At 60.0% G+C, this 22,037-nt stretch carries 19 protein-coding genes, 1 rRNA gene and 1 riboswitch; of the genes, 8 read left to right on the top strand and 12 right to left on the bottom strand.

Annotated elements, in window-relative coordinates; all coding sequences use genetic code 11:
• Positions 1 to 17: 17 nt before the first annotated feature.
• The 7 genes from BN1130_RS00620 to BN1130_RS00595 all read right to left on the bottom strand — a co-directional run bounded on the left by BN1130_RS00620 (position 18) and on the right by BN1130_RS00595 (position 6,319).
• Positions 18 to 803, bottom strand: a complete 786-nt coding sequence (locus BN1130_RS00620; RefSeq protein WP_042039624.1) for a CSS-motif domain-containing protein — start codon at positions 801 to 803, stop codon at positions 18 to 20.
• Between the two features lie 222 nt (positions 804 to 1,025).
• On the bottom strand, positions 1,026 to 1,520 hold the full coding sequence (gene ilvN, locus BN1130_RS00615; protein ID WP_005899311.1) for an acetolactate synthase small subunit: 495 nt from the start codon (positions 1,518 to 1,520) through the stop codon (positions 1,026 to 1,028).
• Positions 1,521 to 1,599: 79 nt separating this feature from the next.
• Positions 1,600 to 3,318, bottom strand: a complete 1,719-nt coding sequence (locus BN1130_RS00610; protein ID WP_042039621.1) for an acetolactate synthase 3 large subunit — start codon at positions 3,316 to 3,318, stop codon at positions 1,600 to 1,602.
• 382 nt (positions 3,319 to 3,700) lie between these two features.
• The gene (locus BN1130_RS22005; RefSeq protein ID WP_157013829.1) at positions 3,701 to 3,853 is read right to left on the bottom strand and encodes a hypothetical protein; all 153 of its coding nucleotides are present in this window, start codon (positions 3,851 to 3,853) and stop codon (positions 3,701 to 3,703) included.
• Positions 3,854 to 3,956: 103 nt separating this feature from the next.
• Positions 3,957 to 5,066 (bottom strand): MJ1255/VC2487 family glycosyltransferase, encoded by a 1,110-nt coding sequence (locus tag BN1130_RS00605; protein ID WP_042039619.1) that lies wholly within the window; start codon positions 5,064 to 5,066, stop codon positions 3,957 to 3,959.
• Positions 5,063 to 5,566 (bottom strand): phosphatase PAP2 family protein, encoded by a 504-nt coding sequence (locus BN1130_RS00600; protein ID WP_042039618.1) that lies wholly within the window; start codon positions 5,564 to 5,566, stop codon positions 5,063 to 5,065. Before BN1130_RS00600 ends, BN1130_RS00605 begins: the two co-directional genes overlap by 4 nt.
• Before the next feature lie 129 nt (positions 5,567 to 5,695).
• A complete protein-coding gene (locus BN1130_RS00595; protein ID WP_042039617.1) occupies positions 5,696 to 6,319 on the bottom strand; it encodes a TetR/AcrR family transcriptional regulator in 624 nt (207 codons plus the stop codon).
• Positions 6,320 to 6,728: 409 nt separating this feature from the next.
• Between BN1130_RS00595 and leuA the strand changes: the two genes are divergently transcribed.
• The 5 genes from leuA (at position 6,729) to BN1130_RS00570 (ending at position 12,757) form a co-directional block, all read left to right on the top strand.
• A complete protein-coding gene (leuA, locus tag BN1130_RS00590; protein WP_042039616.1) occupies positions 6,729 to 8,291 on the top strand; it encodes a 2-isopropylmalate synthase in 1,563 nt (520 codons plus the stop codon).
• Positions 8,292 to 8,515: 224 nt separating this feature from the next.
• On the top strand, positions 8,516 to 9,601 hold the full coding sequence (gene leuB, locus BN1130_RS00585) for a 3-isopropylmalate dehydrogenase (RefSeq protein WP_042039615.1): 1,086 nt from the start codon (positions 8,516 to 8,518) through the stop codon (positions 9,599 to 9,601).
• A gap of 22 nt (positions 9,602 to 9,623) precedes the next feature.
• Positions 9,624 to 11,021, top strand: a complete 1,398-nt coding sequence (gene leuC, locus BN1130_RS00580) for a 3-isopropylmalate dehydratase large subunit (RefSeq protein WP_042039614.1) — start codon at positions 9,624 to 9,626, stop codon at positions 11,019 to 11,021.
• 12 nt (positions 11,022 to 11,033) lie between these two features.
• Positions 11,034 to 11,633, top strand: coding sequence for a 3-isopropylmalate dehydratase small subunit (gene leuD / locus BN1130_RS00575; RefSeq protein WP_042039613.1), 600 nt, complete (start codon positions 11,034 to 11,036; stop codon positions 11,631 to 11,633).
• Positions 11,634 to 11,803: 170 nt separating this feature from the next.
• The gene (locus BN1130_RS00570; RefSeq protein ID WP_370736590.1) at positions 11,804 to 12,757 is read left to right on the top strand and encodes a transglutaminase-like domain-containing protein; all 954 of its coding nucleotides are present in this window, start codon (positions 11,804 to 11,806) and stop codon (positions 12,755 to 12,757) included.
• Positions 12,758 to 12,845: 88 nt separating this feature from the next.
• Here the strand turns inward: BN1130_RS00570 and BN1130_RS00565 are convergent, their stop codons facing one another.
• Positions 12,846 to 13,136: a PilZ domain-containing protein gene (locus tag BN1130_RS00565; protein WP_042039611.1), complete on the bottom strand. Its 291-nt coding sequence runs from the start codon at positions 13,134 to 13,136 to the stop codon at positions 12,846 to 12,848.
• Positions 13,137 to 13,219: 83 nt separating this feature from the next.
• Positions 13,220 to 13,310: riboswitch (TPP riboswitch) on the top strand.
• Positions 13,311 to 13,362: 52 nt separating this feature from the next.
• Here BN1130_RS00565 and thiB point away from each other — a divergent pair.
• The 3 genes from thiB to thiQ all read left to right on the top strand — a co-directional run bounded on the left by thiB (position 13,363) and on the right by thiQ (position 16,732).
• On the top strand, positions 13,363 to 14,343 hold the full coding sequence (gene thiB, locus BN1130_RS00560; protein WP_370736591.1) for a thiamine ABC transporter substrate binding subunit: 981 nt from the start codon (positions 13,363 to 13,365) through the stop codon (positions 14,341 to 14,343).
• Entirely contained in the window at positions 14,319 to 15,944 is a 1,626-nt protein-coding gene (gene thiP, locus BN1130_RS00555) for a thiamine/thiamine pyrophosphate ABC transporter permease (protein WP_084218084.1), read from the top strand. Before thiB ends, thiP begins: the two co-directional genes overlap by 25 nt.
• Before the next feature lie 80 nt (positions 15,945 to 16,024).
• Positions 16,025 to 16,732 (top strand): thiamine ABC transporter ATP-binding protein, encoded by a 708-nt coding sequence (thiQ, locus tag BN1130_RS00550; RefSeq protein ID WP_042039608.1) that lies wholly within the window; start codon positions 16,025 to 16,027, stop codon positions 16,730 to 16,732.
• Between the two features lie 70 nt (positions 16,733 to 16,802).
• On the opposite strand, the gene BN1130_RS00545 is transcribed toward thiQ, so the two are convergent.
• The 4 genes from BN1130_RS00545 to rrf all read right to left on the bottom strand — a co-directional run bounded on the left by BN1130_RS00545 (position 16,803) and on the right by rrf (position 22,010).
• Positions 16,803 to 18,173 carry a PhoH family protein gene (locus tag BN1130_RS00545; RefSeq protein WP_042039607.1) on the bottom strand — a complete coding sequence of 457 codons (1,371 nt, stop codon included), beginning with the start codon at positions 18,171 to 18,173 and terminating at the stop codon, positions 16,803 to 16,805.
• 217 nt (positions 18,174 to 18,390) lie between these two features.
• Complete coding sequence (locus tag BN1130_RS00540) at positions 18,391 to 19,083, bottom strand: TSCPD domain-containing protein (protein WP_042039623.1); 693 nt, start codon at positions 19,081 to 19,083, stop codon at positions 18,391 to 18,393.
• A gap of 10 nt (positions 19,084 to 19,093) precedes the next feature.
• A complete protein-coding gene (locus BN1130_RS00535; RefSeq protein ID WP_042039606.1) occupies positions 19,094 to 21,241 on the bottom strand; it encodes an adenosylcobalamin-dependent ribonucleoside-diphosphate reductase in 2,148 nt (715 codons plus the stop codon).
• Positions 21,242 to 21,895: 654 nt separating this feature from the next.
• A 5S ribosomal RNA gene (gene rrf, locus BN1130_RS00530) occupies positions 21,896 to 22,010 on the bottom strand.
• Between the last annotated feature and the right edge of the window lie 27 nt (positions 22,011 to 22,037).

Genomic DNA, 22,037 nt, shown 5'->3' with positions numbered 1-22,037 from the left:
GTTATAACTGCTCGCCGTCACTCTGGCGACACCGGACGCCCCAACACCCAGAAGGCCACCCCAGCCCCCAACAACGCCAAGATCAGGAAGAGCACCATGCTGCCATTGCTGTAATCCCTGGCTCGCTGCCAATATTGTTGCGGCATGATGCTCGAGCCCAATCGATAGGCATAACGCTGGGAGGCGAGACTGAACTTGCCCCCATCGAGATGAGGCTCCCCATCCAGGACGCGACCATTAGGACCCATCCAGCGTTGACCCACCAGCAGCATCATGGGGACCTCGCGACTCATTAGTTGCAGTGTGTTGGCCAGGTAATAACCATCCACCCCCACCAGCACACTGCCCCCCTCCCCTTGGGTGCGGTAAACGATGAGGGCGCGATCCGGGGTGAGCGAGTTCCCCGGCGCCAGATCCAGCTGTCCCTGCACATAGCCGCTGGGGTCATAATCCTGGTCGTATTCGCCATAGAGAGAGGTGCAGTAGATGCGATTGCCTCGGGTCAGGTTGACGGTGCGTACATCCGGCACCGTCGCCACTTGGTGACGCAGTATCTGCTTGACGTTGGCACAGGGTTGACCCAGCAAGGGTTTGACCGTCATGGCCGCCTGATAGGCGTTATCCAGGGTACGATCGAACATGTCGCGAGCATGCTGCAATCTGGCCTGGTTATCTGCATTCATGTCACTCACTGTCTGCCAGCCGATGATGGTGGCACCAAGCAGCAGGATCACCAGGAAAACGAGACCAGACTGGACGCCTCGCATGATCTGTTGACGCAATTTGAAGCGGCGAAAAGGCATTGTGGACCCCGAGGTGATGGCGAAAAAGGCATCGATGATACTGGTTTGAATCTGCCTTGTAACCCGGCAATTGGCCAGTGGCAGATATAAATAATTGAATCAGTAATGTGCCACCTCCCACCCGGCAAGCCAGAAATCACGATTGTGTTCCCCTATGTGCAGCCATCATCCTAACGAAAAAAGAGCCCCGAAGGGCTCTTTTTTAACGAGAGTGAGAGGGACTCAGGCTCGCAGGGATTTCTCTGCCCGGGAGATACCACAAACCCCGGAGCGCACCACCTCGATGATCTCGTTGGTCTGGGCCGCCGTCTTGATGAAGGCATCCAGCTTCTCGCTGGTACCCACCAGTTGGACAGTGTACTGATCCGGGGTCACATCGACTATCTGACCACGGAAGATATCCGCCAGCCGCTTCAACTCGTCGCGAGTACCACCAATGGCACGGGCCTTGACCAGGGCTATCTCCCGCTCTATGTGCTCCCCTTCGCTCAAGTCACACACCTTGAGCACGTCCACCAGCTTGTGGAGTTGCTTCTGGATCTGCTCAAGCACCCGCTCATCACCCATGGTCACTATGGTCATGCGCGACAGGGTGGGATCCTCGGTGGGGGCCACCGTCAGGGTCTCGATGTTGTAGCCGCGCTGGGAGAAGAGACCCACCACACGACTCAACGCGCCGGACTCATTTTCCAACAGAACGGAAATAATATGTCTCATCAGCTTCTCTCCGTCTTGCTCAGCCACATCTCATCGACGGCAGGCTCCACCAGTACGACCGAAATAATATGTTTCATCGTCAGGTCCTCTCCGTCTTGCTCAGCCACATCTCGTCCATGGCACCGAACTTGATCTGCATCGGATAGACGTGCTCATCGGGGTCGACCGAGATATCCATGAACACCAGCCGATCCTTCATGGCGAAGGCCTTCTCCATAGCGCTCTCCAGCTCGGCCGGATCGCTCACTGCCATGCCGACATGGCCATAGGCTTCCGCCAACTTGACGAAGTCCGGCAGGGATTCCATGTAGGAGTGACTGTGACGGCCGCCGTAGAACATCTTCTGCCACTGCTTGACCATGCCGAGGGCGCGGTTGTTGATGGAGATGATCTTGATGGGCACCCCGTACTGCATGCAGGTAGAGAGCTCCTGGATGTTCATCTGTACCGAACCATCGCCGGTCACGCAGCACACCACGGCATCGGGGTTGGCAAACTGGACGCCCATGGCGGCCGGGATACCGAAGCCCATGGTGCCGAGCCCCCCTGAGTTGATCCACTGGCGCGGCTTGGCAAAGGGGTAGTAGAGGGCGGCGAACATCTGGTGTTGGCCGACGTCGGAGGAGACGAAGGCCTCCCCCTTGGTCACCTTGTAGAGGGTCTCGATGACCTGCTGTGGCTTGATCAGGGTTGGGTGAGTCTCGTAGGCCAGACAGTTGCGCGAGCGCCACTGATCGATCTGGCTCCACCAATCTGCCATCGCCTGCTTGTCACTGTCGAAACCACACTCGCCGATCACATCCAGCATCTGCTGCAACACGGTTTCTACCGAGCCGACGATGGGCACATGGGCCTGCACCGTCTTGGAGATGGAGGTGGGATCGATGTCGATGTGCACTATGGTCGCATTGGGACAGAACTTGGCCACGTTGTTGGTGACGCGGTCATCGAAGCGGGCACCCACGGCGAAGATCAGATCCGCGTTGTGCATGGTCTTGTTCGCTTCGAAGGTACCGTGCATGCCCAGCATGCCCACGAACTGCTTGTGGATGCCGGAGAACGCCCCCAGCCCCATGAGCGTGGTGGTCACCGGCAGGTTGAGCAGCTCGGCCAGCTTGGTCACCAGCTGATCCGCGTTGGCATTGATGGCACCGCCCCCCACATACATGACCGGGCGCTGGGCCTCGGTCAGCAGCTTGGCCGCCCGCTTGATCTGGCCCTTGTGCCCGGCCTTGGTCGGGTTGTAGGAGCGCAGGGAGACGGACTCGGGATACTGGTAGGGGAACTTTTCTTTCGGATTCTGCACATCTTTGGGCAGATCCACCACCACGGGCCCCGGGCGGCCAGTCGCAGCTATGTAGTAAGCCTTCTTGATGGCGTCGGGGATCTCGCTCGCCGTCTTGCACAGGAAGCTGTGCTTCACCACAGGACGGGAGATACCGATCATGTCGGTCTCCTGGAACGCATCCTCTCCGATCATGCTGGTCGGCACCTGGCCGGACAGGATCACCAGGGGAATGGAGTCCATGTAGGCGGTGGCGATACCGGTAATGCAGTTGGTCGCCCCCGGGCCCGAGGTCACCAGCACAGTCCCCACCTTGCCGGTGGAACGGGCGTAACCATCTGCCATGTGTACCGCCGCCTGCTCGTGGCGTACCAGCACATGTTCCATCTTGCCGTTTTCGAAGAGGGCGTCATAGATGTCGAGCACTGAGCCACCCGGGTAGCCGAACACATGTTCAACCCCCTGATCCTCCAGCGCACGTACCACCATCTGAGCGCCTGATAACATCTCCATGATAAAGCCCTCCAGGCTTTGCTCCGTTTAGCAATTCTATCGACGGCTCCGCTGCTTCCCGGCACCACCCGGTCTGCCTGCTATTTCTTATGGGTCAGACGGAGTGAGTACGGAGCGCGATAGTTGAAAAATAGGGTTTGTCCATCATACCCCCACAAAAGGGGGTGAAAAACCAAGTTAACCCGCTTCCCCCGGCTTGTCCACGGCTTTATCTGACAATAACAGTCATAAATTTCAAACAGATATTAACATTTAGTGAGAGGGTCGAGAAAAATGGCATGATTGCCTGGATGCTTCGGAAGGGAGTAGTGGATCCTGCTGAAGAGGAAATTGTTGGCAGGGGAATGCCCATCCCGCGGGGATGGGCATTAGAGGGGGTAATCTAGGGATTGTCTTCCGGCTCGGCCAACCAGATCTGCTGATCCGGGTCAGTCTCCTCACAGACGGAGATACTGACGCCCATATCGAGCAACTCATGGAGAGTCAGACCATCTGCCAGGTTCATCACTTCACCATGCTCATTGGTAAAACGCATCTTGCTTATCCTCAGCTAGGGGGCACTCATCAGTCTAGTCCATTGGACGCAGTCCGGGCACTGAACGCCATGCCACCGCAGCCAGCCATCGGCCGTTGATGAGCTATTCGAAACTACCGAGCTGGGATAGCCAGGTCGTGCCAATGGACTCCCCTCCTTCCAACTCGCTCAGCCGATCGCCCACCTCTTCGGGAAACAACGCCTTGGCCCAGAGTCGCCGTGACAAGTTGGCCAGCGTCTCCTCGGCGCCCTCTGCCAGCCAGAGCGCCAGGGCCGTCGCCACATCCGGATAGACAATCTGCCCAGGCGACGGCGCATCGAGCCAGTTGCGCACGGCATTGGCATCCAGACTGTCCATCAGCTGCGCCAATCCCATCAGTTCCAGGGTCTTGCCGTTAGTCAACTGCTCGAACTGGCCACCCAGCGGCTTGACCAGCAACTTCTTGCCCAGGGTCAGCGCCTCCGAGGCGAGCTCGAAACCGGCATTGGAGATGACTCCGCGACAACCGCAGAGCTGGGCCTTGAAACCATCCCTGGCCGGTGGCTCGAAGCGGATATTGCGCCACTGGGTGGTCGTGGTCACCCCTGGATGGAAACAGACAAACTGATGCTGACTAAAGCGCGACAGCAGGGCCGCGATGGCATCTTGCTGCTCGAAGGGCAGATAGACCAGGATGCTGTGATTGTCGGGGGCCGGGCGCATGGCATCGACGATGGGGGGTAGTAAAGGGAAACCAAAGTGGAACCAGTGCAGTCCCAGAGATTGCTGGACAGGGGCGTAGTGGCGCATCAACTGCTGGCTGAGCCGGTTCTCACCCCAGCGAGGAACGGGCCAGTGGAAGCTGGCCTGATGGCTGATGCTGAGGCTCGGCACCCCCTGCCGACGGGCCGCATGAGCGCTCAGGGGCTCGAAATCGCTGATGACAAGGTCATAGCGGCCACAATCCAGGCCCTTGAGATCCTGCCAGAAACGCAGTGGCGCCAACTGACGCGCAGTGTGCCAGGGGCTGACCTGCCCCTCCCGGGTGACGAAGCTGAGCCCCCCGAAGCTGCGATAGTCACCGAAGGCCTCCATCTCGAAGTAACCGTCACGAGCACGGCCACTGAACAGATAATCCACCTCTATCCCTTGCGCGGCCAAGGCTCGCGCCAGGGTGCGACTGCGACTGATATGGCCATTGCCCGTGCCTTGAACCCCGAACAGTACCCTCATCCCTGGCTCCAGCTCAGCGCCAGAGTGGCACAGCTCACCCCCAGCAGGGCACCGGCCAGCAGATCGCTGCCATAGTGCACCCCCAGCAGCAGCCGCGAGGCCGCCACCAGGCTCGCCCAGGCAAAGAGTGAACCGGCCCACTCTGGGTAGCTGGCGGCCAGCACTGTCGCCATCAGGAAAGCGGCCGCGGTATGACCAGAGGGCAGACTGTAGCGATCCGAGGGGGTGATGAAGACCGGTAATCCACTGGGACGAGCCCGTCTCAGACTGTTCTTGAGCAGCAGATAGAGCGGCAGTTCCAACACGAAGGCGAACAGCGCCGCCTCCACCGCCCCCTGGCCACGCGCACCTTGCTGCCAGAGCAGCAGGGCCAGCAACAGATAGAGGGGGCCATCGCCACTGTGGGAAATGAGGCGACTTATCCGGGCCAATGTTCGGTTATAGGGATGGAGCAAGCAGAGCTGGCACACTCGCAGATCCCATTGCTGGATTTTATTCATCACCCTCGCCTCCTCGTCATCCTGAATGCCAGATTGAGGCGGTGGTATGACAAAAAGGTGAAGAGGGGATAACAGATTAATGAAAAAGGGCCTCATGGCCCTTTTCTCATCGTGCGGATCTCGAATGCGTCAGTTCAGACTGGGACGCAAGCCGGACTCCATCAGGCGACAGTTGTGGTTCGCCAATCGCGCCATGAACTGCTCATCGACCTTGAGGCCGAACACCTGCTCATAAAGCTCCTTCATCACGAAGGGCTGCCACATCATGCTGAGGAAGGAGACCTTCAGCATCTCGGGATCCGCATCGGCATTGAGCTCGCCATTATCCTTCATGGCGGCCAGCAGGGCATCGAATTGAGGCATCTGCCGCTCGAGGAGGCGGTTCAGGACAAAATCCCGTCCCGGGCTCTTCTCACTGGATAAGGCACTGGAGATGGCAGAGGTCAATTCGCTGTTTGGCGCCATCACCTGGTAGTAGGTGCTGAGCAGATCGTTGAGGCTGCGGTGGCTGCCCTCATCTTGCCAGGCTTGCTCCAGCGGCTCGGCGACATCCCCCAGCACCGCTTGATAGAGACCCTCTTTGCTACCGAAGTAGTAGTGGATCATCGCCAGGTTGGAGCCAGCTCGCTCGGCAATCTCACGGGTGGTGACCTTGCTGTAAGGGGTGCTCAAAAAGCGCTCTCGAGCAGCGGCGAGCAACTTGTCACGAATGTCAGAACGTCCAACCGGACGACCGGGTCTACGTTTTTCCATGAAATACCTCGAATGAATGCGCGAAAGGCTGATAAGTCGATACGTTTGTGCAGGTGATCGAGTGCAGCAGGAATGACCGGATAATCGAGCAAGCACCGAACATGGGACAAGGAAATTTGCACTCCTTTACAATTCGATTAAATAACGCAGGGGATCCCATGGGTAAAGTCCGGTTGACACAGGATAAAAAACTCGATATTGGTAAAGCATGACTGACTGGAAGGATTGTTCACCTCATGGGTATTGCCGCTCAACGACTACTAAGCTCCCTAATCGCGACTTCTCGCGCGGGAACCTTGTAGCCGGGCTCAGGCAAAGCCGGTCATTACAAAAACCCGTGCAACCTGCACGGGTTTTTTTATGCCAATAACAGGATGCACACCAAAGCACTTAGGAAGAGGGAAAACAGATGTCAAATCGAGTGATCATATTCGATACCACCTTGCGTGATGGTGAGCAGGCATTGGCGGCCAGTCTGACGGTCAAGGAGAAGCTGCAGATAGCCCTGGCCTTGGAGCGGCTCGGTGTCGACGTCATGGAAGTGGGTTTCCCCGTCTCCTCCCCCGGCGACTTCAACTCGGTGCAGACCATAGCCCGCCATATCAAGGACAGCCGGGTCTGCGCCCTGGCCCGCGCCCTGCCCAAAGACATCGATGCCGCCGCCGAAGCCTTGAAGGTTGCCGAGGCATTTCGCATCCACACCTTCATCTCGACCTCCTCCATCCATGTGGAGAGCAAGCTGAAAAAGAGCTTCGAAGATGTGCTGGAGATGGGCATCAGCGCGGTCAGACATGCCCGCCGCTACACGGATGACGTGGAGTTCTCCTGCGAGGATGCGGGCCGCACCCCCATCGACAACCTGTGCCGCATGGTCGAAGCCGCCATCAAGGCCGGCGCCCGCACCATCAATATCCCGGACACCGTGGGTTACACTGTCCCGACCGAGTTCTCCGGCATCATCCAGACCCTGTTCAACCGGGTGCCCAACATCGATCAGGCCATCATCTCGGTCCATTGCCACGACGATCTGGGCCTGTCGGTGGCGAACTCCATCGGCGCCATCCAGATGGGCGCCCGCCAGATAGAGTGCACCATCAACGGTATCGGTGAGCGAGCGGGCAACTGCTCCCTGGAAGAGGTGGCGATGATCCTCAAAACCCGCGCCGACCTGCTCGGAGTTCACACCAACATCCGCCACAACGAGATCCACCGCACCAGCAGCCTGGTCAGCCAGCTGTGCAACATGCCGGTACAGCCAAACAAGGCCATCGTCGGCGCCAACGCCTTCTCCCACAGCTCCGGCATCCATCAGGACGGCGTGCTCAAAGCCAAAAATACCTACGAGATCATTACCCCCGAGAGCATCGGCCTGACCCAGAACAGCCTCAACATGACCTCCCGCTCCGGTCGCCACGTCATCAAGCACCGTATGGAGACCATGGGCTACGCCGAGAGCAGCTATGACCTCGATGACCTCTACGGCAAGTTCCTCACCCTGGCCGACAAGAAGGGCCAGGTGTTCGATTACGATCTCGAAGCCCTCGCTTTCTTCAGTCAGATCCATGAAGAACCCGAGCACTTCAAGCTGGAGTACCTAGGCGTGCAGAGCGGCAGCTCGGTGCTCGCCACCGCTTCGGTCAAGCTGAAGGTGGGTCAGGAGACCATCAGTGAGGCCGCGACCGGCAATGGCCCTGTCGATGCCGTCTACCAGTGCATCAACCGCATCACCGGCTATGAAATTCGCATCGACAAATACGAACTCAAGGGTAAGGGGGAGGGCAAGAACGCCCTCGGCCAGGTCGACATCGTCGCCGAATACAAGGGACGCAAGTTCCACGGCATGGGCCTTGCCACCGATATCATCGAGTCCTCTGCCCAGGCGCTGATCCACGTGATCAACAGCATCTGGCGGGCCGATCAGGTCGCCGAGCAGATGGGACGCACGAATAACATCAAATCGGAAACCGTCTGAACAGCGATCGGAGCGACAATGCCCAGTCCCTGAACAGACGGAATGGAATAACAACATCGAATCGGAAACCGTCTGAGCCGTGATCTGAGCGACAATGCCCAGTCCCTGAGCAGACGGAATGGCATAACAACATCAAATCAGCAGCCATCTGAGCCGCGATCGGACCTACAGAGTCCGCTCCCCAGACAGATGGAACGGAATGACAACATCAGGACGGAGACAGTATGAGCAGTTATCGGATCGCAGTATTGCCGGGTGACGGCATTGGCCCGGAAGTGATGGCCGAAGCTATCAAGGTGCTGGACAAGGTGCAGGCCAAGTTCGGCTTCTCCCTCGCCTATGACCGCCATGACGTGGGCGGCATCGCCATCGACAACCATGGTTCCCCCCTGCCCCAGAGCACCCTCGAAGGGTGTGAAGCCGCCGACGCCGTGCTGTTTGGCTCGGTGGGCGGTCCCAAGTGGGAGCATTTGCCGCCACAGAGTCAGCCTGAGCGCGGTGCCCTGCTGCCCCTGCGCGCCCACTTCAAACTGTTCTGCAACCTGCGTCCGGCCCGCATCTACACCGGGCTGGAGCAGTTCTCCCCCCTGCGTGCCGATATCTCGGATCGCGGTTTCGACATCGTCTGCGTGCGTGAGCTGACTGGCGGCATCTACTTCGGCCATCCCAAGGGGCGCGAGGGCGAAGGCGCCCACGAGAAGGCATTCGACACCGAGGTCTACCACCGCTTCGAGATAGAGCGTATCGCTCACCTCGCCTTCCAGGCCGCCCGGGTTCGTCGCAGCAAGGTCACCTCCATCGACAAGGCCAACGTGCTCGCCTCCTCCATCCTGTGGCGCGAGGTGGTGACTGAAGTGGCCAAGTCCTACCCGGATGTGGCCCTCAGCCACATGTATATCGACAACGCCACCATGCAGCTCATCAAGGATCCGTCCCAGTTTGATGTACTGCTCTGCTCCAACCTGTTTGGCGACATTCTCTCCGACGAGTGCGCCATGATCACCGGCTCCATGGGATTGCTCCCCTCCGCCAGCCTGAACGACGCCGGTTTCGGCCTGTTCGAACCAGCAGGCGGATCTGCGCCGGACATCGCCGGTAAAGGGATCGCCAACCCCATCGCCCAAATTCTCTCTGCCGCTCTGATGCTGCGTTACAGCCTCAAGCAGGAAGATGCCGCCCTGGCCATCGAGAAAGCCGTGGCAGAGGCCCTGTCCGAAGGCTACTTCACCGCCGATCTGCATCAGGCCGATGCCCGTCATCCGGTGCAGAGCACGGCCGCCATGGGCGCCCAGATCGCCGCGCGCATCTAAACATCAGGAAGGAGTGAGCAAGATGGCAAAGACCCTCTATCAAAAAGTATTCGACGCCCATGTGGTCCGTGAAGTGGCAGGCGAGACGCCGCTCATCTACATCGACCGCCACCTGGTCCATGAAGTGACCAGCCCGCAGGCCTTTGACGGCCTGCGCGCCATGAATCGCCCCCTGCGCCGCCCGGACTTGACCTGGGCCACCATGGATCACAACGTCTCCACCACCACCAAGGACATCGCCGCCTCCGGCGAGATGGCCCGCATCCAGATGGAAACCCTGGCAGCCAACTGCAAGGAGTTCGGGGTCCGGCTCTATGATCTCAACCACAAATACCAGGGCATAGTCCACGTGATGGGGCCTGAGCTTGGCATCACATTGCCCGGCACCACCATCGTCTGCGGCGACTCCCATACCGCCACCCACGGCGCCTTCGGCTCCCTGGCCTTCGGCATCGGCACCTCCGAGGTGGAACACGTGATGGCGACCCAGACCCTGAAACAGGGCCGGGCCAAGACCATGCGCATCGAGGTACAAGGCAAGCTGGCCGAGGGGATCAGCGCCAAGGACGTGGTACTGGCCATCATAGGCAAGGTCGGCGCTGCCGGCGGTACCGGTTACGTGGTGGAGTTCGCTGGCGATGCCATCAGGGGTCTCTCCATGGAAGGGCGCATGACGGTGTGCAACATGGCCATCGAACTCGGCGCCAAGGCGGGGATGATAGCCCCGGATCAGACCACCATCGACTACATCCAGGGCAAGGTATTCGCCCCCACCGGCGAGTCGCTGGCACAGGCCATCGCCTACTGGCAGACCCTCAAGAGCGATGAAGGCGCAATATTCGATGCCGAGGTGGTGCTCAATGGCGCCGACATTGCGCCACAGGTAACCTGGGGCACCAACCCGGGCCAGGTGATCGCCGTCAATGAACCCATTCCGGCACCGGAATCCTTCAGCGATCTGATGGAGCAACAATCCGCCCGCAAGGCACTCGCCTACATGGACTTGCAACCGGGTCAGAAACTCAGCGATGTCAGCATCGACAAGGTGTTCATCGGCTCTTGCACCAACAGCCGCATCGAGGATCTGCGCGCCGCCGCCGCCATTGCACAAGGTCGCAAGGTTGCCGCCGGGGTGCAGGCGCTGGTGGTACCGGGTTCCGAGCAGGTAAAAGCCCAGGCCGAGGCCGAGGGGCTCGACAAGATCTTCATCGAGGCAGGCTTTGAGTGGCGCCTGCCCGGCTGCTCCATGTGTCTGGCCATGAACAATGACCGGCTGCAACCGGGGGAGCGCTGCGCCTCCACCAGCAACCGCAACTTCGAAGGGCGCCAGGGCCGCGCCGGCCGCACCCATCTGGTGAGCCCGGCCATGGCCGCCGCCGCCGCCGTCACCGGTCGTTTCGCCGATATTCGCGCACTGTAAGAGGACATAACGATGACAGGATTCAAACAGCATAAAGGGATCGTCGTCCCCCTCGACAGCGCCAACGTCGACACCGACGCCATCATTCCCAAACAGTTTTTGCAAAAAGTGAACCGCACCGGCTTTGGCAAGCACCTGTTCCACGACTGGCGCTTCCTGGATGATGCGGGCCAGCAACCCAACCCCGAGTTCGTGCTGAACCAGCCGCGCTACGCAGGGGCCAGCATCTTGCTGGCCCGGGAGAATTTCGGTTGTGGTTCGAGTCGCGAGCACGCCCCCTGGGCGCTGGCGGATTATGGCTTCAAGACCATCATTGCCCCGAGCTTCGCCGACATCTTCTACGGCAACGCCATCAACAACGGCATGGTGCCGGTGCGTCTGAAGGAAGAGGAAGTCGAGGCCCTGTTCCAGCTGGTCGCCGCCACCCCAGGTCTGCAGATCGAGGTGGATCTGGAGGCCAACCAGGTGCGCGCCGGTGCGCTCTGCTTTAGCTTCGAGATCGATGAATTCCGCCGCTACTGCCTGCTCAACGGCCTGGATGCCATCGGCCTGACCCTGCAACACGGGGCCGCCATCGATGCTTTCGAAGCTCGGCAACCGAGCTGGATCTGAGTCTGAACATCATCGATGCCTGACGGACGACGTCACCACATCGCCACCCGGGATCGGGATGCCATCGACGTCAGGCAGGTCAGCTGACGCTGAACGCTGTAGTATGAACGGGGAGCCTTGGCTCCCCGTTTTCATGGCTGTGCCGACCCCACAGGAGATGTTGACCCCCGATGAGCAGAACCCTCTTAGTCATGACATGGCGCCTCTCTTTGCTGCTGAGCCTGGGCGGGATAAATCAGGCGCTTGCCGCCCAGAGCCACTTTATCAACAGCGCAGGTCTGCTCAATGTGGGCTGGCAGGACAACAAAGGGGAGACCCAGCAACTCAGCTATCAGTTGGCGACCGGTTCCTTGCCGCCGCTTATCGCCTATCGCCCGGCACGGATGCAAGAAGATGTCTGGCAGAGCCTGCTGCGCGAGGCGAATGACAAGTTTCCCGAGGTGCAGTTTTCCCTGGCAAGGCCCGCCTTCGAGCTGAGCCTCAAGAGTCGTAACCAGGATAAGGCGCAAGCGGCCATCGCCTGGGTGAAGAGTCGCCGCGCCGAACTGGAGCAGGGGTGGCTGCGGCAATACTACTTCCAGTACTTCATCCCGCCCGATGGCAGCAGAGCCATCAAGCAGGATCATGTGCGCATTGCCCTGGAGAGCCGCAACGAACTGGCGCCCCTTGCCGACCTGCTCAAACAGGGGGGGGCCACCGAGTTTGAGGCCTATCAGAACACCACGGCCCGGGTGCTCGATTTTGTGCAGAACATTCCCTACTTGCTGCTCGATGAACCCAGCGGCCGGGGGGGACGAGGTCTGCTTACCCCCCGTCAGGTGCTGGAGCAGAATCGTGGGGATTGCGACAGCAAGGTGACCCTGATGGCCGCGCTGCTGGCGCAGCTCTTCCCAGAACTCCCCCAGATCATGGTATTCGTACCGGGCCATGCCCTGCTCGGCGTCGCACTGCCCGTCCAGAGCAGCCAGGAGAGCCTGATGTGGGAAGGTCAACGCTACCTGTTGATGGAACCAACCGGCCCCGCCGAGTTACCCCCAGGCCAGCTGGCCGCGAGCAGCAAGACGCTGGTAGACAGTGGCCAGTTGAGTATTCAGGCGGTGCGCAGCGAGGAGGTGGGAGGGTAAAAGGGCCGGCGGGTCATCCCATCTCGCCCCCACTTTCGCGCCGCAAGCAGACCGGAGATGGATGATGCAACGCCCCGCGAGCGCCCTATCAACGGATGGGAAGGAACTCCACCGCCAGCAAGGTCCCCTCTTGCGCATCCAGCTCCCGGATGATGCGCGCCTGAGCCTCGAACGGTGGCAACAGGTTGCTGTGGGTGGCCAGGCTGACCCGGATCGGCAGACCGAGCTCCAGATTGTGCTCATTGACCAATATGCCCATGCCCGTGGCGCTGAGATCCCGGCAGATCCCCATCAGCACGGCATCGCCCTGATAGAGGGTGATAGGGGCATTGATAATCATGCGCTGGAAGGCGCGCCTTTCCTTGGTACTGATGATCACGCAGAACTCCTCTCTCGACTGGGGCCTGGCCCGACACCAGATTGTGCTGGCCTGCCCTCCAGAAGGTTAATACAATGCGACTCCTTGCTCAAACGGGGTGCGCCCAGGCGCTGAGATGATACCCGTGAACCTGATCCAGATAATGCTGGCGGAGGAATTTGAGGCTAGAGGCGCACAGCGCCTCCTCATCCGTCGGCACCTCACAGGAGTGCCATAGATGAAAACCATGCTCACTGCCGCCGCTGGCCTGTTGATCTCCGTCGCCGCCAACGCAGCCTCGCCCCAGACCCTCACCGTCTATACCTATGACTCTTTCGCCTCCGAGTGGGGACCCGGTCCCAAGATCAAGCAAGCCTTCGAGCAGCAGTGTGCTTGCACCCTCAATCTTGTTCCCCTCGAAGATGGGGTCGCCATCCTCAACCGGTTGCGCCTCGAAGGGGGCCATGGCAAGGCGGATCTGGTATTGGGACTGGATGATGCGCTGGTGGCAGAGTCCAAGAAGAGCGACCTCTTTGCCAAGCATCATACCGATTTGAGCGCCCTCAAGGTGCCGGGTGGCTGGCAAGACGACACCTTCGTCCCCTACGACTACGGCTACTTCGCCTTCATCTACAACAAGGACAAACTCAAGCAGCCCCCCACTAGCCTGAAAGAGCTGGTCGAGCGCCCGGATCTCAAGGTGATCTATCAGGATCCGCGCACCTCCACCCCGGGTCAGGGGCTGATGCTGTGGATGAAGTCGGTCTACGGGGATGAGGCGCCTGCAGCCTGGGCTCAGCTTGCCAAGAAGACGGTCACCGTCACCAAGGGCTGGTCCGAGGCCTATGGCATGTTCATGGATGGCGAGGCTGACATGGTGCTCTCCTACACCAGCTCCCCCGCGTATCATCTGATTGCCGAGCAGAAGAGCCAGTATCAGGCTGCCGCCTTTAGCGAAGGCCACTATCGTCAGGTGGAAGTGGCCGCCAAGCTGGCGGGCAGCAAGCAGGAGAAGCTGGCGGATCAGTTTCTTCAGTTCATGATAAGTCCCGCCTTCCAGCAGGTGATCCCGACCGGCAACTGGATGTATCCGGTGATCAATACCGAATTGCCCAAAGGCTTCGAACAGATGATCACCCCGGCCAAGACCCTGAGCTTCTCCTCTGATGAGGTGGCGAGCAACCGCAAGGGCTGGATCCGCGAGTGGCTGCAAGCCGTCACTCAGTGAATCAGACCCGCCCCTGCTGGTGGCTACCGGGTCTCGGCGCCACCAGTCTCATCTTGTTGCTAGCCCTGGGGCCCCTGCTGGCCCTGTTGTGGCAGGCGGGGACCCTCTCCCTGTCCGGCCTGCTCGCAGACCCCTATCTGCGCCATGTACTGGGTTTCAGTCTGGGGCAGGCCCTGCTCTCAACCCTGCTTAGCCTGGGTCTCGCCATTCCGGTGGCCCGCGCCCTGGCCCGGCGTCGCTTCCCCGGCCGTCGCCTGCTGCTCAAACTGTTCGGTCTCTCCCTGGTGCTGCCGGTCATCATCGCCATCTTCGGCATAGTGGCGGTCCATGGCCGCCAGGGTTGGCTGCCGCAGCTGCTGCGAGCCCTCGGCCTGGATCCTGGCAACTATCTGTACGGCCTGTTTGGCATCTTGTTGGCCCATGTCTTCTTCAACATGCCCCTGGCGGCCCGCCTGCTGCTGCAGAGTCTGGAGACCATCCCCGAATCGAGCTGGCGCCTGGCCAGTCAGCTGGGCATGCGCTCCTCACACATCTTCCGCTTGCTGGAGTGGCCCCTCATTCGCGCCGCCCTGCCGGGGCTCGCCAGCCTCATCTTCATGCTCTGTTTCACCAGCTTCACCACTGTGCTGGCCCTGGGGGGCGGCCCCAAGTCCACCACCCTGGAAGTGGCCATCTATCAGGCACTGCGCTTCGACTTTGATCTCGCCACCGCCGGGGGCCTGGCCCTGATGCAACTGCTGCTGACCGCCGCGCTCCTGGTGCTGCAACACAAGCTGCAGACCAGTCCCGCCAGCCGGGTCAGCCGGGTGCGCACCTGCCTGCGCCCGGACCGCCTGCAGCCCGGTACGCGATGGGTCGACAGTCTGGTGCTGCTGCTTGGGATTGGCATCTTCCTGCCCCCCCTGCTGGCCATACTGGTGGCCGGGCTCAATCCCGCCTTGCTCACGGCCCTCGGCTCCACCGCCTTGTGGCAAGCGGCGGGCCACTCACTGCTCATTGCCATCGGCGCCGGCCTGTTCGCCACCCTGCTCGGCTGCGCCCTGTTGCTCACCAGCCGTCATCTCAAGGTCCGCAAGCGCAGGCGCCGCGCCGCCGCACTCTGGGAGGCCAGCGGCGCCATGATCCTGATGATACCGGCCGTGGTGCTCAGCACCGGCCTCTTCATCCTGTTCATGCCCTTCACCGATGTGTTCGCCCTCGCCCCCTGGCTGGTCGTGCTGGTCAATGCCCTGATGGCGCTGCCCTATGTGCTGCGCACCCTCTCGGCCCCCATGCAACTGGTGGTGCGTCAATATGACCGATTGGCCGACAGCCTGGGCGTGAGCGGCCTGAACCGCCTGCGTCTGGTGGAACTGCCGCTGCTGCGCCGCCCCCTCGCTCTGGCCATGGCGCTGTCGATGATCCTGTCTCTGGGGGATCTCGGTGCCATCGCCATGTTTGGCAGTCAGAGCCTCACCACCCTGCCCTGGCTGCTCTACCAGCAGCTCGGCAGCTATCGGCTGACCGAGGCGGCCGCCACCGCCCTGCTGTTGTTACTCTTGTGTCTCTCGCTGTTCTGGCTGGTAGAGCGGGGGCTTGGAGGGAAAAATGCAGCACATTAAGACGCTGACCATCTGCTGCCGCTTGTCTGGTCAGCCCTTGGCATCAATGACTGGTCGAACGACACCTTTGAGGGGAAAACATGCTGATCATCGATGAGCTGGTCACCAGCTACCCGGACTGGCGCGTGAGCTTCAGTGCCCGACTCGCGCCGGGCCAGATCACCGCCCTGATAGGGCCAAGCGGCGCGGGAAAATCGACCCTGCTCGGCATGATCGCCGGCTTCGTACCGGTCGAATCCGGCGCCCTCACCTTCTGCGGTGAGGATCTGCTGCCGCTGGGACCCGCAGCCCGCCCGGTCACCACCCTGTTTCAGGATCACAACCTCTTCTTGCATCTGTCGGTGTTCGACAACATCGCCATCGGCCTGCACCCTGGCCTGCGCCTCAATCCCGCCCAGCGCCGGCAAGTCACAGACGCCGCCCGGCGGGTCGGACTCGGTGAGATGCTGACCCGATTGCCCGAGCAGCTCTCCGGCGGTCAGCAGCAGCGAGTCGGCCTGGCTCGCGCCCTGGTGCGCGGCAAGCCGCTGCTGCTGCTCGATGAGCCTTTCTCTGCCCTGGACCCCGCCCTGCGCAGGGAGATGCTGGCGGAAGTTGCGGGCCTCGCCCGTGAGCAGAACATCACTGTGCTCATGGTCTCTCACAATCCGGAAGATGCCGAGCTTATCGCCGATCAGTTGCTGTTCGTCGATGAGGGGCGTATCGCCCTGCAGGGGCTGCCCAGTCTGCTGCGCGACTCGGACCATCCGGGCTTGCGCCGTTACCTCGGCCTCTCCCAAGGGGCCTGACTGGCATCGAATGCCAGCCATGAAAGAGGGGAGCCACAGGCTCCCCTCTTTGTCATCTTGAGGATGAACGTCAGAGATTCTCTTCGGCAAAGGAGGCGAGTCGACTGCGCACCACGCCGTTGAGGTAGATGTTGGCACTGCCCTCGAAATCCTTGAAGCGCTCTACGATGTAGGTCAACCCCGAGGTCACAGGACTCAGGTAATTGGAGTCTATCTGGGCCAGGTTACCGGAGCAGACTATCTTGGTCCCTTCGCCGCAACGGGTGATGATGGTCTTGAGCTGAGAGGCGGTCAGGTTCTGGCACTCGTCCAGCAGCACGAAGGTATTCTGTATGCTGCGTCCACGCATGAAGTTGACCGATTTGAACTGGATGTTGGCCTTCTCCATGATGTAGCTGAGCGAGCCACTCATGTTCTCGTCCTGTTTGTGCAGCACCTCCAGGGTATCGGTGACCGCCGCCAGCCAGGGCATCATCTTCTCCTCTTCCGTCCCCGGCAGGAAACCGATGCTTTCGGCTATTTCAGGGGTGTTGCGGGTGACGATCACCTTCTCGTAGATCCCCTTCTCGATCACCAGCTCCAGGGCCGCCGCCATGGCGAGCAGCGTCTTGCCGCAACCAGCCGGGCCGGTCAGGATCACCAGATCGATATGGGGATCGAGCAGGGCGTCCAGGGCCATGCCCTGATAGATATTCTTGGGATGTATTCCCCAGGCCTTGCGTGACATCAGCCGCTCGCGGCCCAGATCCCGCAACCGGATGTGCTGCTCATCATGGGCAAGCACCCGGGCGGCGAAGAAGTTCTCCTCGTCAATCAGGTACTGGTTGACATGTACGTGATCGAGCAGCTTGGTCTCGACCACATGCACCGTTTCCCGGCCATGGGTCTCGCTCTCGCACTCGCCGACCCGCTCCCAGAAGCTGCCGGGCACCTGCTGGAAGCCCTTGGCCAGCAAGCGAATATCGTCGATAAGCTGATCGGAACGATAGTCCTCCACCCGGGACAGACCGGCCCCCTTGGCCTTGAGGCGCATGTTGATATCTTTGGTGACCAGCACCACCTGGCGTTTTGACTCGTGCTTTTGCAGGTAGAGGGCGGCGTTGATGATGCGGTTGTCCGCCTCCTTGTCGGTGAAGATCTCGGCATCCTGAGGCAGATGGTGGTCGCTGAAGATGGAGATGCGGCCCGATGCCTCACCCGCCAGGGGCACCCCGCTGGTGATCTGCTCCGGGGTCGCATCGCGGAACACATCTTCCAGGGCGCGGATCGCGACGCGTGCATCCCGACTCACATCCTTCTGACGATCCTTGATGTTATCCAGCTCTTCGAGCACCGTCATGGGGATCAATACGTCGTGTTCTTTGAAGGAGTAAATCGCGAGGGGTTCGTGTAACAGAACGTTGGTATCCAGGATAAACAGCTTCCGGTCCGTATTGTCCATAAGCATCCTCCTTGGCACTGGGGGTGCCACGTGTGTGAATCTCAGATGTCATTGAAACCACACGGCCGTGACAGTTTTATTACTTCCAACGCTACGCCCGAATTTACCGACGCGCAACAAATCCCTTAACACGCTCAATCAGTTGAACACAAAACAATCAATAAGAGAGCCGGCACAGTGGCCGGCTCTTCTACCCTCACACCTATCTCTCAGGGGCTCAACCGCACTTGGAGTCGCCACAGTTGAGGCAGGTCAGGCAACCATCCCTTTGAACAAACGCCTTGGTATGGCACTTGTAGCAGAGCCCTGCACTGGCCGGGAAACCGCTCGCCCCTTGCTCATGACTCTCTTGCACCTCGGGTTCGGCAGCGCCCTGCAACTCGGCCTGCTTTTTCGCCAAAAACTGCCGTTGGTGCTCATCCAGCCCCACGGGTTTGAGCATGCCTATCTCGGTGAGATGAGCCTCGATCACGTTGCCAATCTCGGCGATAAGCGACGGAACATACTTACCCTTGTTCCAGTAACCCCCCTTGGGATCGAACACGGATCGCAGCTCCTCGACCAGAAAGGTCACATCCCCCCCTTTGCGGAACACCGCCGAGATGATCCGGGTCAGCGCCACTATCCACTGATAGTGCTCCAGACTCTTGGAGTTGATGAAGATCTCGAACGGACGGCGCGTCTCATGAACCGTGCCCTCGTTGAGAATGATGTCGTTGATGGTGATGAACAACGAATGCTCCGAGACATGTTCCGGCGTCTTGAGCTTGTAAGTCGTGCCCATCAGCCGTTCAGGGCGCAGCACTGTCTCGTGCATCTGGACCACCTCCGACTCAGGGGCAGGCTCCTGAGGCTCATCGCGGGTACGCACCTTGTAGGCGGTGATTTTCTTGTCGATCTTCTTAACCATGGTCATCGTCTCAGAATTTGCCGTAATAGCCTTCTTTCAAGGCGTCATAGAGGTTGGCCGCAGTGTGCAGCTCGCCGTCGTACTCGATCTCTTCGTTGCCCTGTACGCTGACCACAGAGCCATCTTCCAGGGTGAATTCATAGCAAGTGTTCGCGAGATCCTGCTCCTTCACCAGCACCCCCTGGAACACCTCGGGGTTGAAGCGGAAGGTGGTGCAGCCCTTGAGACCCGCATCCGAGGCATGCATGTAGATATCCTTGAACTGCTCGAACGGGAAATCGGTCGGCACATTGGCGGTCTTGGAGATGGAGGAGTCTATCCAGCGCTGGGCGGCCGCCTGGATATCGACATGCTGAGTCGGCGTGATGTCATCGGCCGTGATGAAGTAGTCCGGCAAATGGCTCCCCTCATCGGTGCCATGGGGCATGGCATCGGCATTGATCAGCGCCCTGTAGGCCAGCAATTCGAAGGAGTAGACATCGACGCTCTCCTTGCTCTTCTTGCCCGCTTTGATGACGTTGCGGCTGTAGTGATGAGCAAAACTCGGCTCTATGCCATTGCTGGCATTGTTGGCAAGGGAGAGCGAGATAGTACCAGTGGGCGCTATGGAGCTGTGGTGGGTGAAGCGACCACCCAGCTCAGCCAGCTCGGCCACCAGAGCAGGATCTACCTCGGCCACCTGCTGCATGTAACGGCTGTAGCGAGCATGCAGCACCCGGCCCTTGATCTTGTCACCCAGCTTGATGCCATCGGCGGCCATTTCGGGACGCAGCCGCAGCATCTTGCCAGTCACCTCAAACTCCTGCGCCATGATGGGCGCCGGGCCCTTCTCCCTGGCCAGCGCCAGGGATTCCCGCCAGCCGGTCATGGCCAGCTCCTGGGCGACCTGCTCGGTGAAGGCGACCGATGCCGCCGAGCCGTAGCGCAGTTGCAGCATGGTCAGTGCCGATCCCAACCCGAGAAAGCCCATGCCGTGGCGGCGCTTGTTGATGATCTCTTCCCGCTGTTTGGCGAGCGGCAACTGATTGATCTCCACCACGTTGTCCAGCATGCGCGTGAAGATGGCCACCACTTCACGGAAGGCCTGCCAGTCAAACTGGGCACTGGCCGCGAAGGGATCGCGCACAAACCTGGTCAGGTTGACCGAGCCGAGCAGACAGGCGCCATAGGGAGGCAGCGGCTGCTCGCCACAGGGGTTGGTGGCGCGGATCTCCTCGCAGAACCAGTTGTTGTTCATCTCGTTGACCTTGTCGATCAAGATGAAGCCAGGTTCGGCATAGTCATAGGTGGAGGCCATGATGAGATTCCACAGCTTGCGGGCCGGCATGCTCTTGTAAACCTTGCAGGCCACCTGACCCAGCTCGTTGAGCTGCACTCCCTGCCGGTTTGGCCAGTCGGCCCACACGACCAGCTTGGGATCATCCAGCGCGATGCCATCCTGGCTGATCTCCTGCCGGGTGTAGGGGAAGATAAACTGCCAGGGTGCATCAGCCTTCACCGCCGCCACAAACTCTTCGGTGATGAGCAAGGAGAGATTGAACTGGCGCAGGCGGCCATCTTCACGCTTGGCCTGAATGAAATCGGTCACGTCGGGGTGACGAATATCCATGGTGCCCATCTGGGCACCACGGCGACCGCCGGCTGACGAGACGGTGAAACACATCTTGTCGTAGATATCCATGAAGGAGAGCGGGCCCGAGGTATAGGCACCCGCACCGGAGACGAAGGCTCCACGCGGCCTCAGGGTCGAGAAGTCATAACCGATGCCGCAACCCGCCTTCAGGGTCAGCCCAGCCTCATGTACCTTGGCCAGTATGTCATCCATCGAATCTTCTATGGTGCCGGACACGGTGCAGTTGATGGTTGAGGTGGCAGGCTTGTGCTCGAAGGCGCCAGCATTGGAGATAATACGACCGGCCGGAATGGCGCCCTGGCGCAGTGCCCACAAGAAACGCTCATACCAGGCATCACCATCCTGCTCTTGAGCCGCCAGGGCACGAGCCACCCGCTGATAGGTCTCATCAATGGAGCCATCGACCGGATCCCCCTCCTTGCGCTTGAGGCGATACTTGCTGTCCCAGATCTCCAGGGACGTCTCCTGCAGGGGAATAAGGGGGCTGAGCCGTGCGGGCTCGCGTACTGAATTGGATTTTGTCATCAAGAATCAACCTTCTGTCATGCAGCCAAGAACAGCGGCCAACATACTACCCATTGTGTTAACTTTAATTTAAAACACAATATATAGCGTTTAACCTGAAGTGTAGCGCATCATCTGTCGCTGAGGGGGCGCATTCTAACGCAAAAAAATCCCCTGACCAGCCGAGATCGACATCAGGGTGAGTGAGTGATTAATTTAGGCGCAGATCTTGATGCAAACCTTGATGGTGTTGAGGCAGCCAGCCTGCGGCAACGGCAGACTTCGGCTCCCACATTCGGATCAAGACAGGCACTCAGCGACAGAGAACAGCATCATGGAGTGAGAGATTGTGGGTCTGACGAGTATTAATTAGCCAATCAGCTCGATTTCACATCGATGCAGCTGGAAGTGGGGGTGGTGGAGATGCTGCTGCCGTGTGGCGGGTCAGGGGAATAAACCTAGCGCCCATCGGTTAGCTCAGCATGGCGGTCTGGCTCGGCAGACCCGCTGGCAAGCACCTGCCAGCCCGCTGAATGGGGGCGCCGATGTGCTGGCACAGCAACGAATTTCAGGCATGAAAAAAGCCCGCTCGTGAGAGCGGGCTTTCAGGGTCTTGCTACCAGTCAAATGCGTCTGCATTTGTGGCCAATCACATCGCTGTGACCGTAATTAGGAGCCTGGCAGTGTCCTACTCTCGCATGGCGAATGCCACACTACCATCGGCGCTACCGCGTTTCACTTCTGAGTTCGGCATGGGATCAGGTGGGTCCACGGCGCTATGGCCGCCAGGCAAAAACTTCATCCGGAAAGCTGACGT

Origin of the sequence: Aeromonas rivuli, from assembly GCF_000820045.1 — a bacterium.
Lineage (GTDB): Bacteria > Pseudomonadota > Gammaproteobacteria > Enterobacterales > Aeromonadaceae > Aeromonas > Aeromonas rivuli.
This window is presented reverse-complemented; position numbering and strand designations above follow the sequence as displayed.

What these genes read in the sequence shown, in the direction of transcription:
- BN1130_RS00620 (WP_042039624.1), bottom strand. Translation starts at nt 803, where the DNA reads ATGCCTTTTCGCCGCTTCAAATTGCGTCAACAGATCATGCGAGGCGTC.
- ilvN (WP_005899311.1), bottom strand. Translation starts at nt 1,520, where the DNA reads ATGAGACATATTATTTCCGTTCTGTTGGAAAATGAGTCCGGCGCGTTG.
- BN1130_RS00610 (WP_042039621.1), bottom strand. Translation starts at nt 3,318, where the DNA reads ATGGAGATGTTATCAGGCGCTCAGATGGTGGTACGTGCGCTGGAGGAT.
- BN1130_RS22005 (WP_157013829.1), bottom strand. Translation starts at nt 3,853, where the DNA reads ATGCGTTTTACCAATGAGCATGGTGAAGTGATGAACCTGGCAGATGGT.
- BN1130_RS00605 (WP_042039619.1), bottom strand. Translation starts at nt 5,066, where the DNA reads ATGAGGGTACTGTTCGGGGTTCAAGGCACGGGCAATGGCCATATCAGT.
- BN1130_RS00600 (WP_042039618.1), bottom strand. Translation starts at nt 5,566, where the DNA reads ATGAATAAAATCCAGCAATGGGATCTGCGAGTGTGCCAGCTCTGCTTG.
- BN1130_RS00595 (WP_042039617.1), bottom strand. Translation starts at nt 6,319, where the DNA reads ATGGAAAAACGTAGACCCGGTCGTCCGGTTGGACGTTCTGACATTCGT.
- leuA (WP_042039616.1), top strand. Translation starts at nt 6,729, where the DNA reads ATGTCAAATCGAGTGATCATATTCGATACCACCTTGCGTGATGGTGAG.
- leuB (WP_042039615.1), top strand. Translation starts at nt 8,516, where the DNA reads ATGAGCAGTTATCGGATCGCAGTATTGCCGGGTGACGGCATTGGCCCG.
- leuC (WP_042039614.1), top strand. Translation starts at nt 9,624, where the DNA reads ATGGCAAAGACCCTCTATCAAAAAGTATTCGACGCCCATGTGGTCCGT.
- leuD (WP_042039613.1), top strand. Translation starts at nt 11,034, where the DNA reads ATGACAGGATTCAAACAGCATAAAGGGATCGTCGTCCCCCTCGACAGC.
- BN1130_RS00570 (WP_370736590.1), top strand. Translation starts at nt 11,804, where the DNA reads ATGAGCAGAACCCTCTTAGTCATGACATGGCGCCTCTCTTTGCTGCTG.
- thiB (WP_370736591.1), top strand. Translation starts at nt 13,363, where the DNA reads ATGCTCACTGCCGCCGCTGGCCTGTTGATCTCCGTCGCCGCCAACGCA.
- thiQ (WP_042039608.1), top strand. Translation starts at nt 16,025, where the DNA reads ATGCTGATCATCGATGAGCTGGTCACCAGCTACCCGGACTGGCGCGTG.
- BN1130_RS00545 (WP_042039607.1), bottom strand. Translation starts at nt 18,173, where the DNA reads ATGGACAATACGGACCGGAAGCTGTTTATCCTGGATACCAACGTTCTG.
- BN1130_RS00540 (WP_042039623.1), bottom strand. Translation starts at nt 19,083, where the DNA reads ATGGTTAAGAAGATCGACAAGAAAATCACCGCCTACAAGGTGCGTACC.
- BN1130_RS00535 (WP_042039606.1), bottom strand. Translation starts at nt 21,241, where the DNA reads ATGACAAAATCCAATTCAGTACGCGAGCCCGCACGGCTCAGCCCCCTT.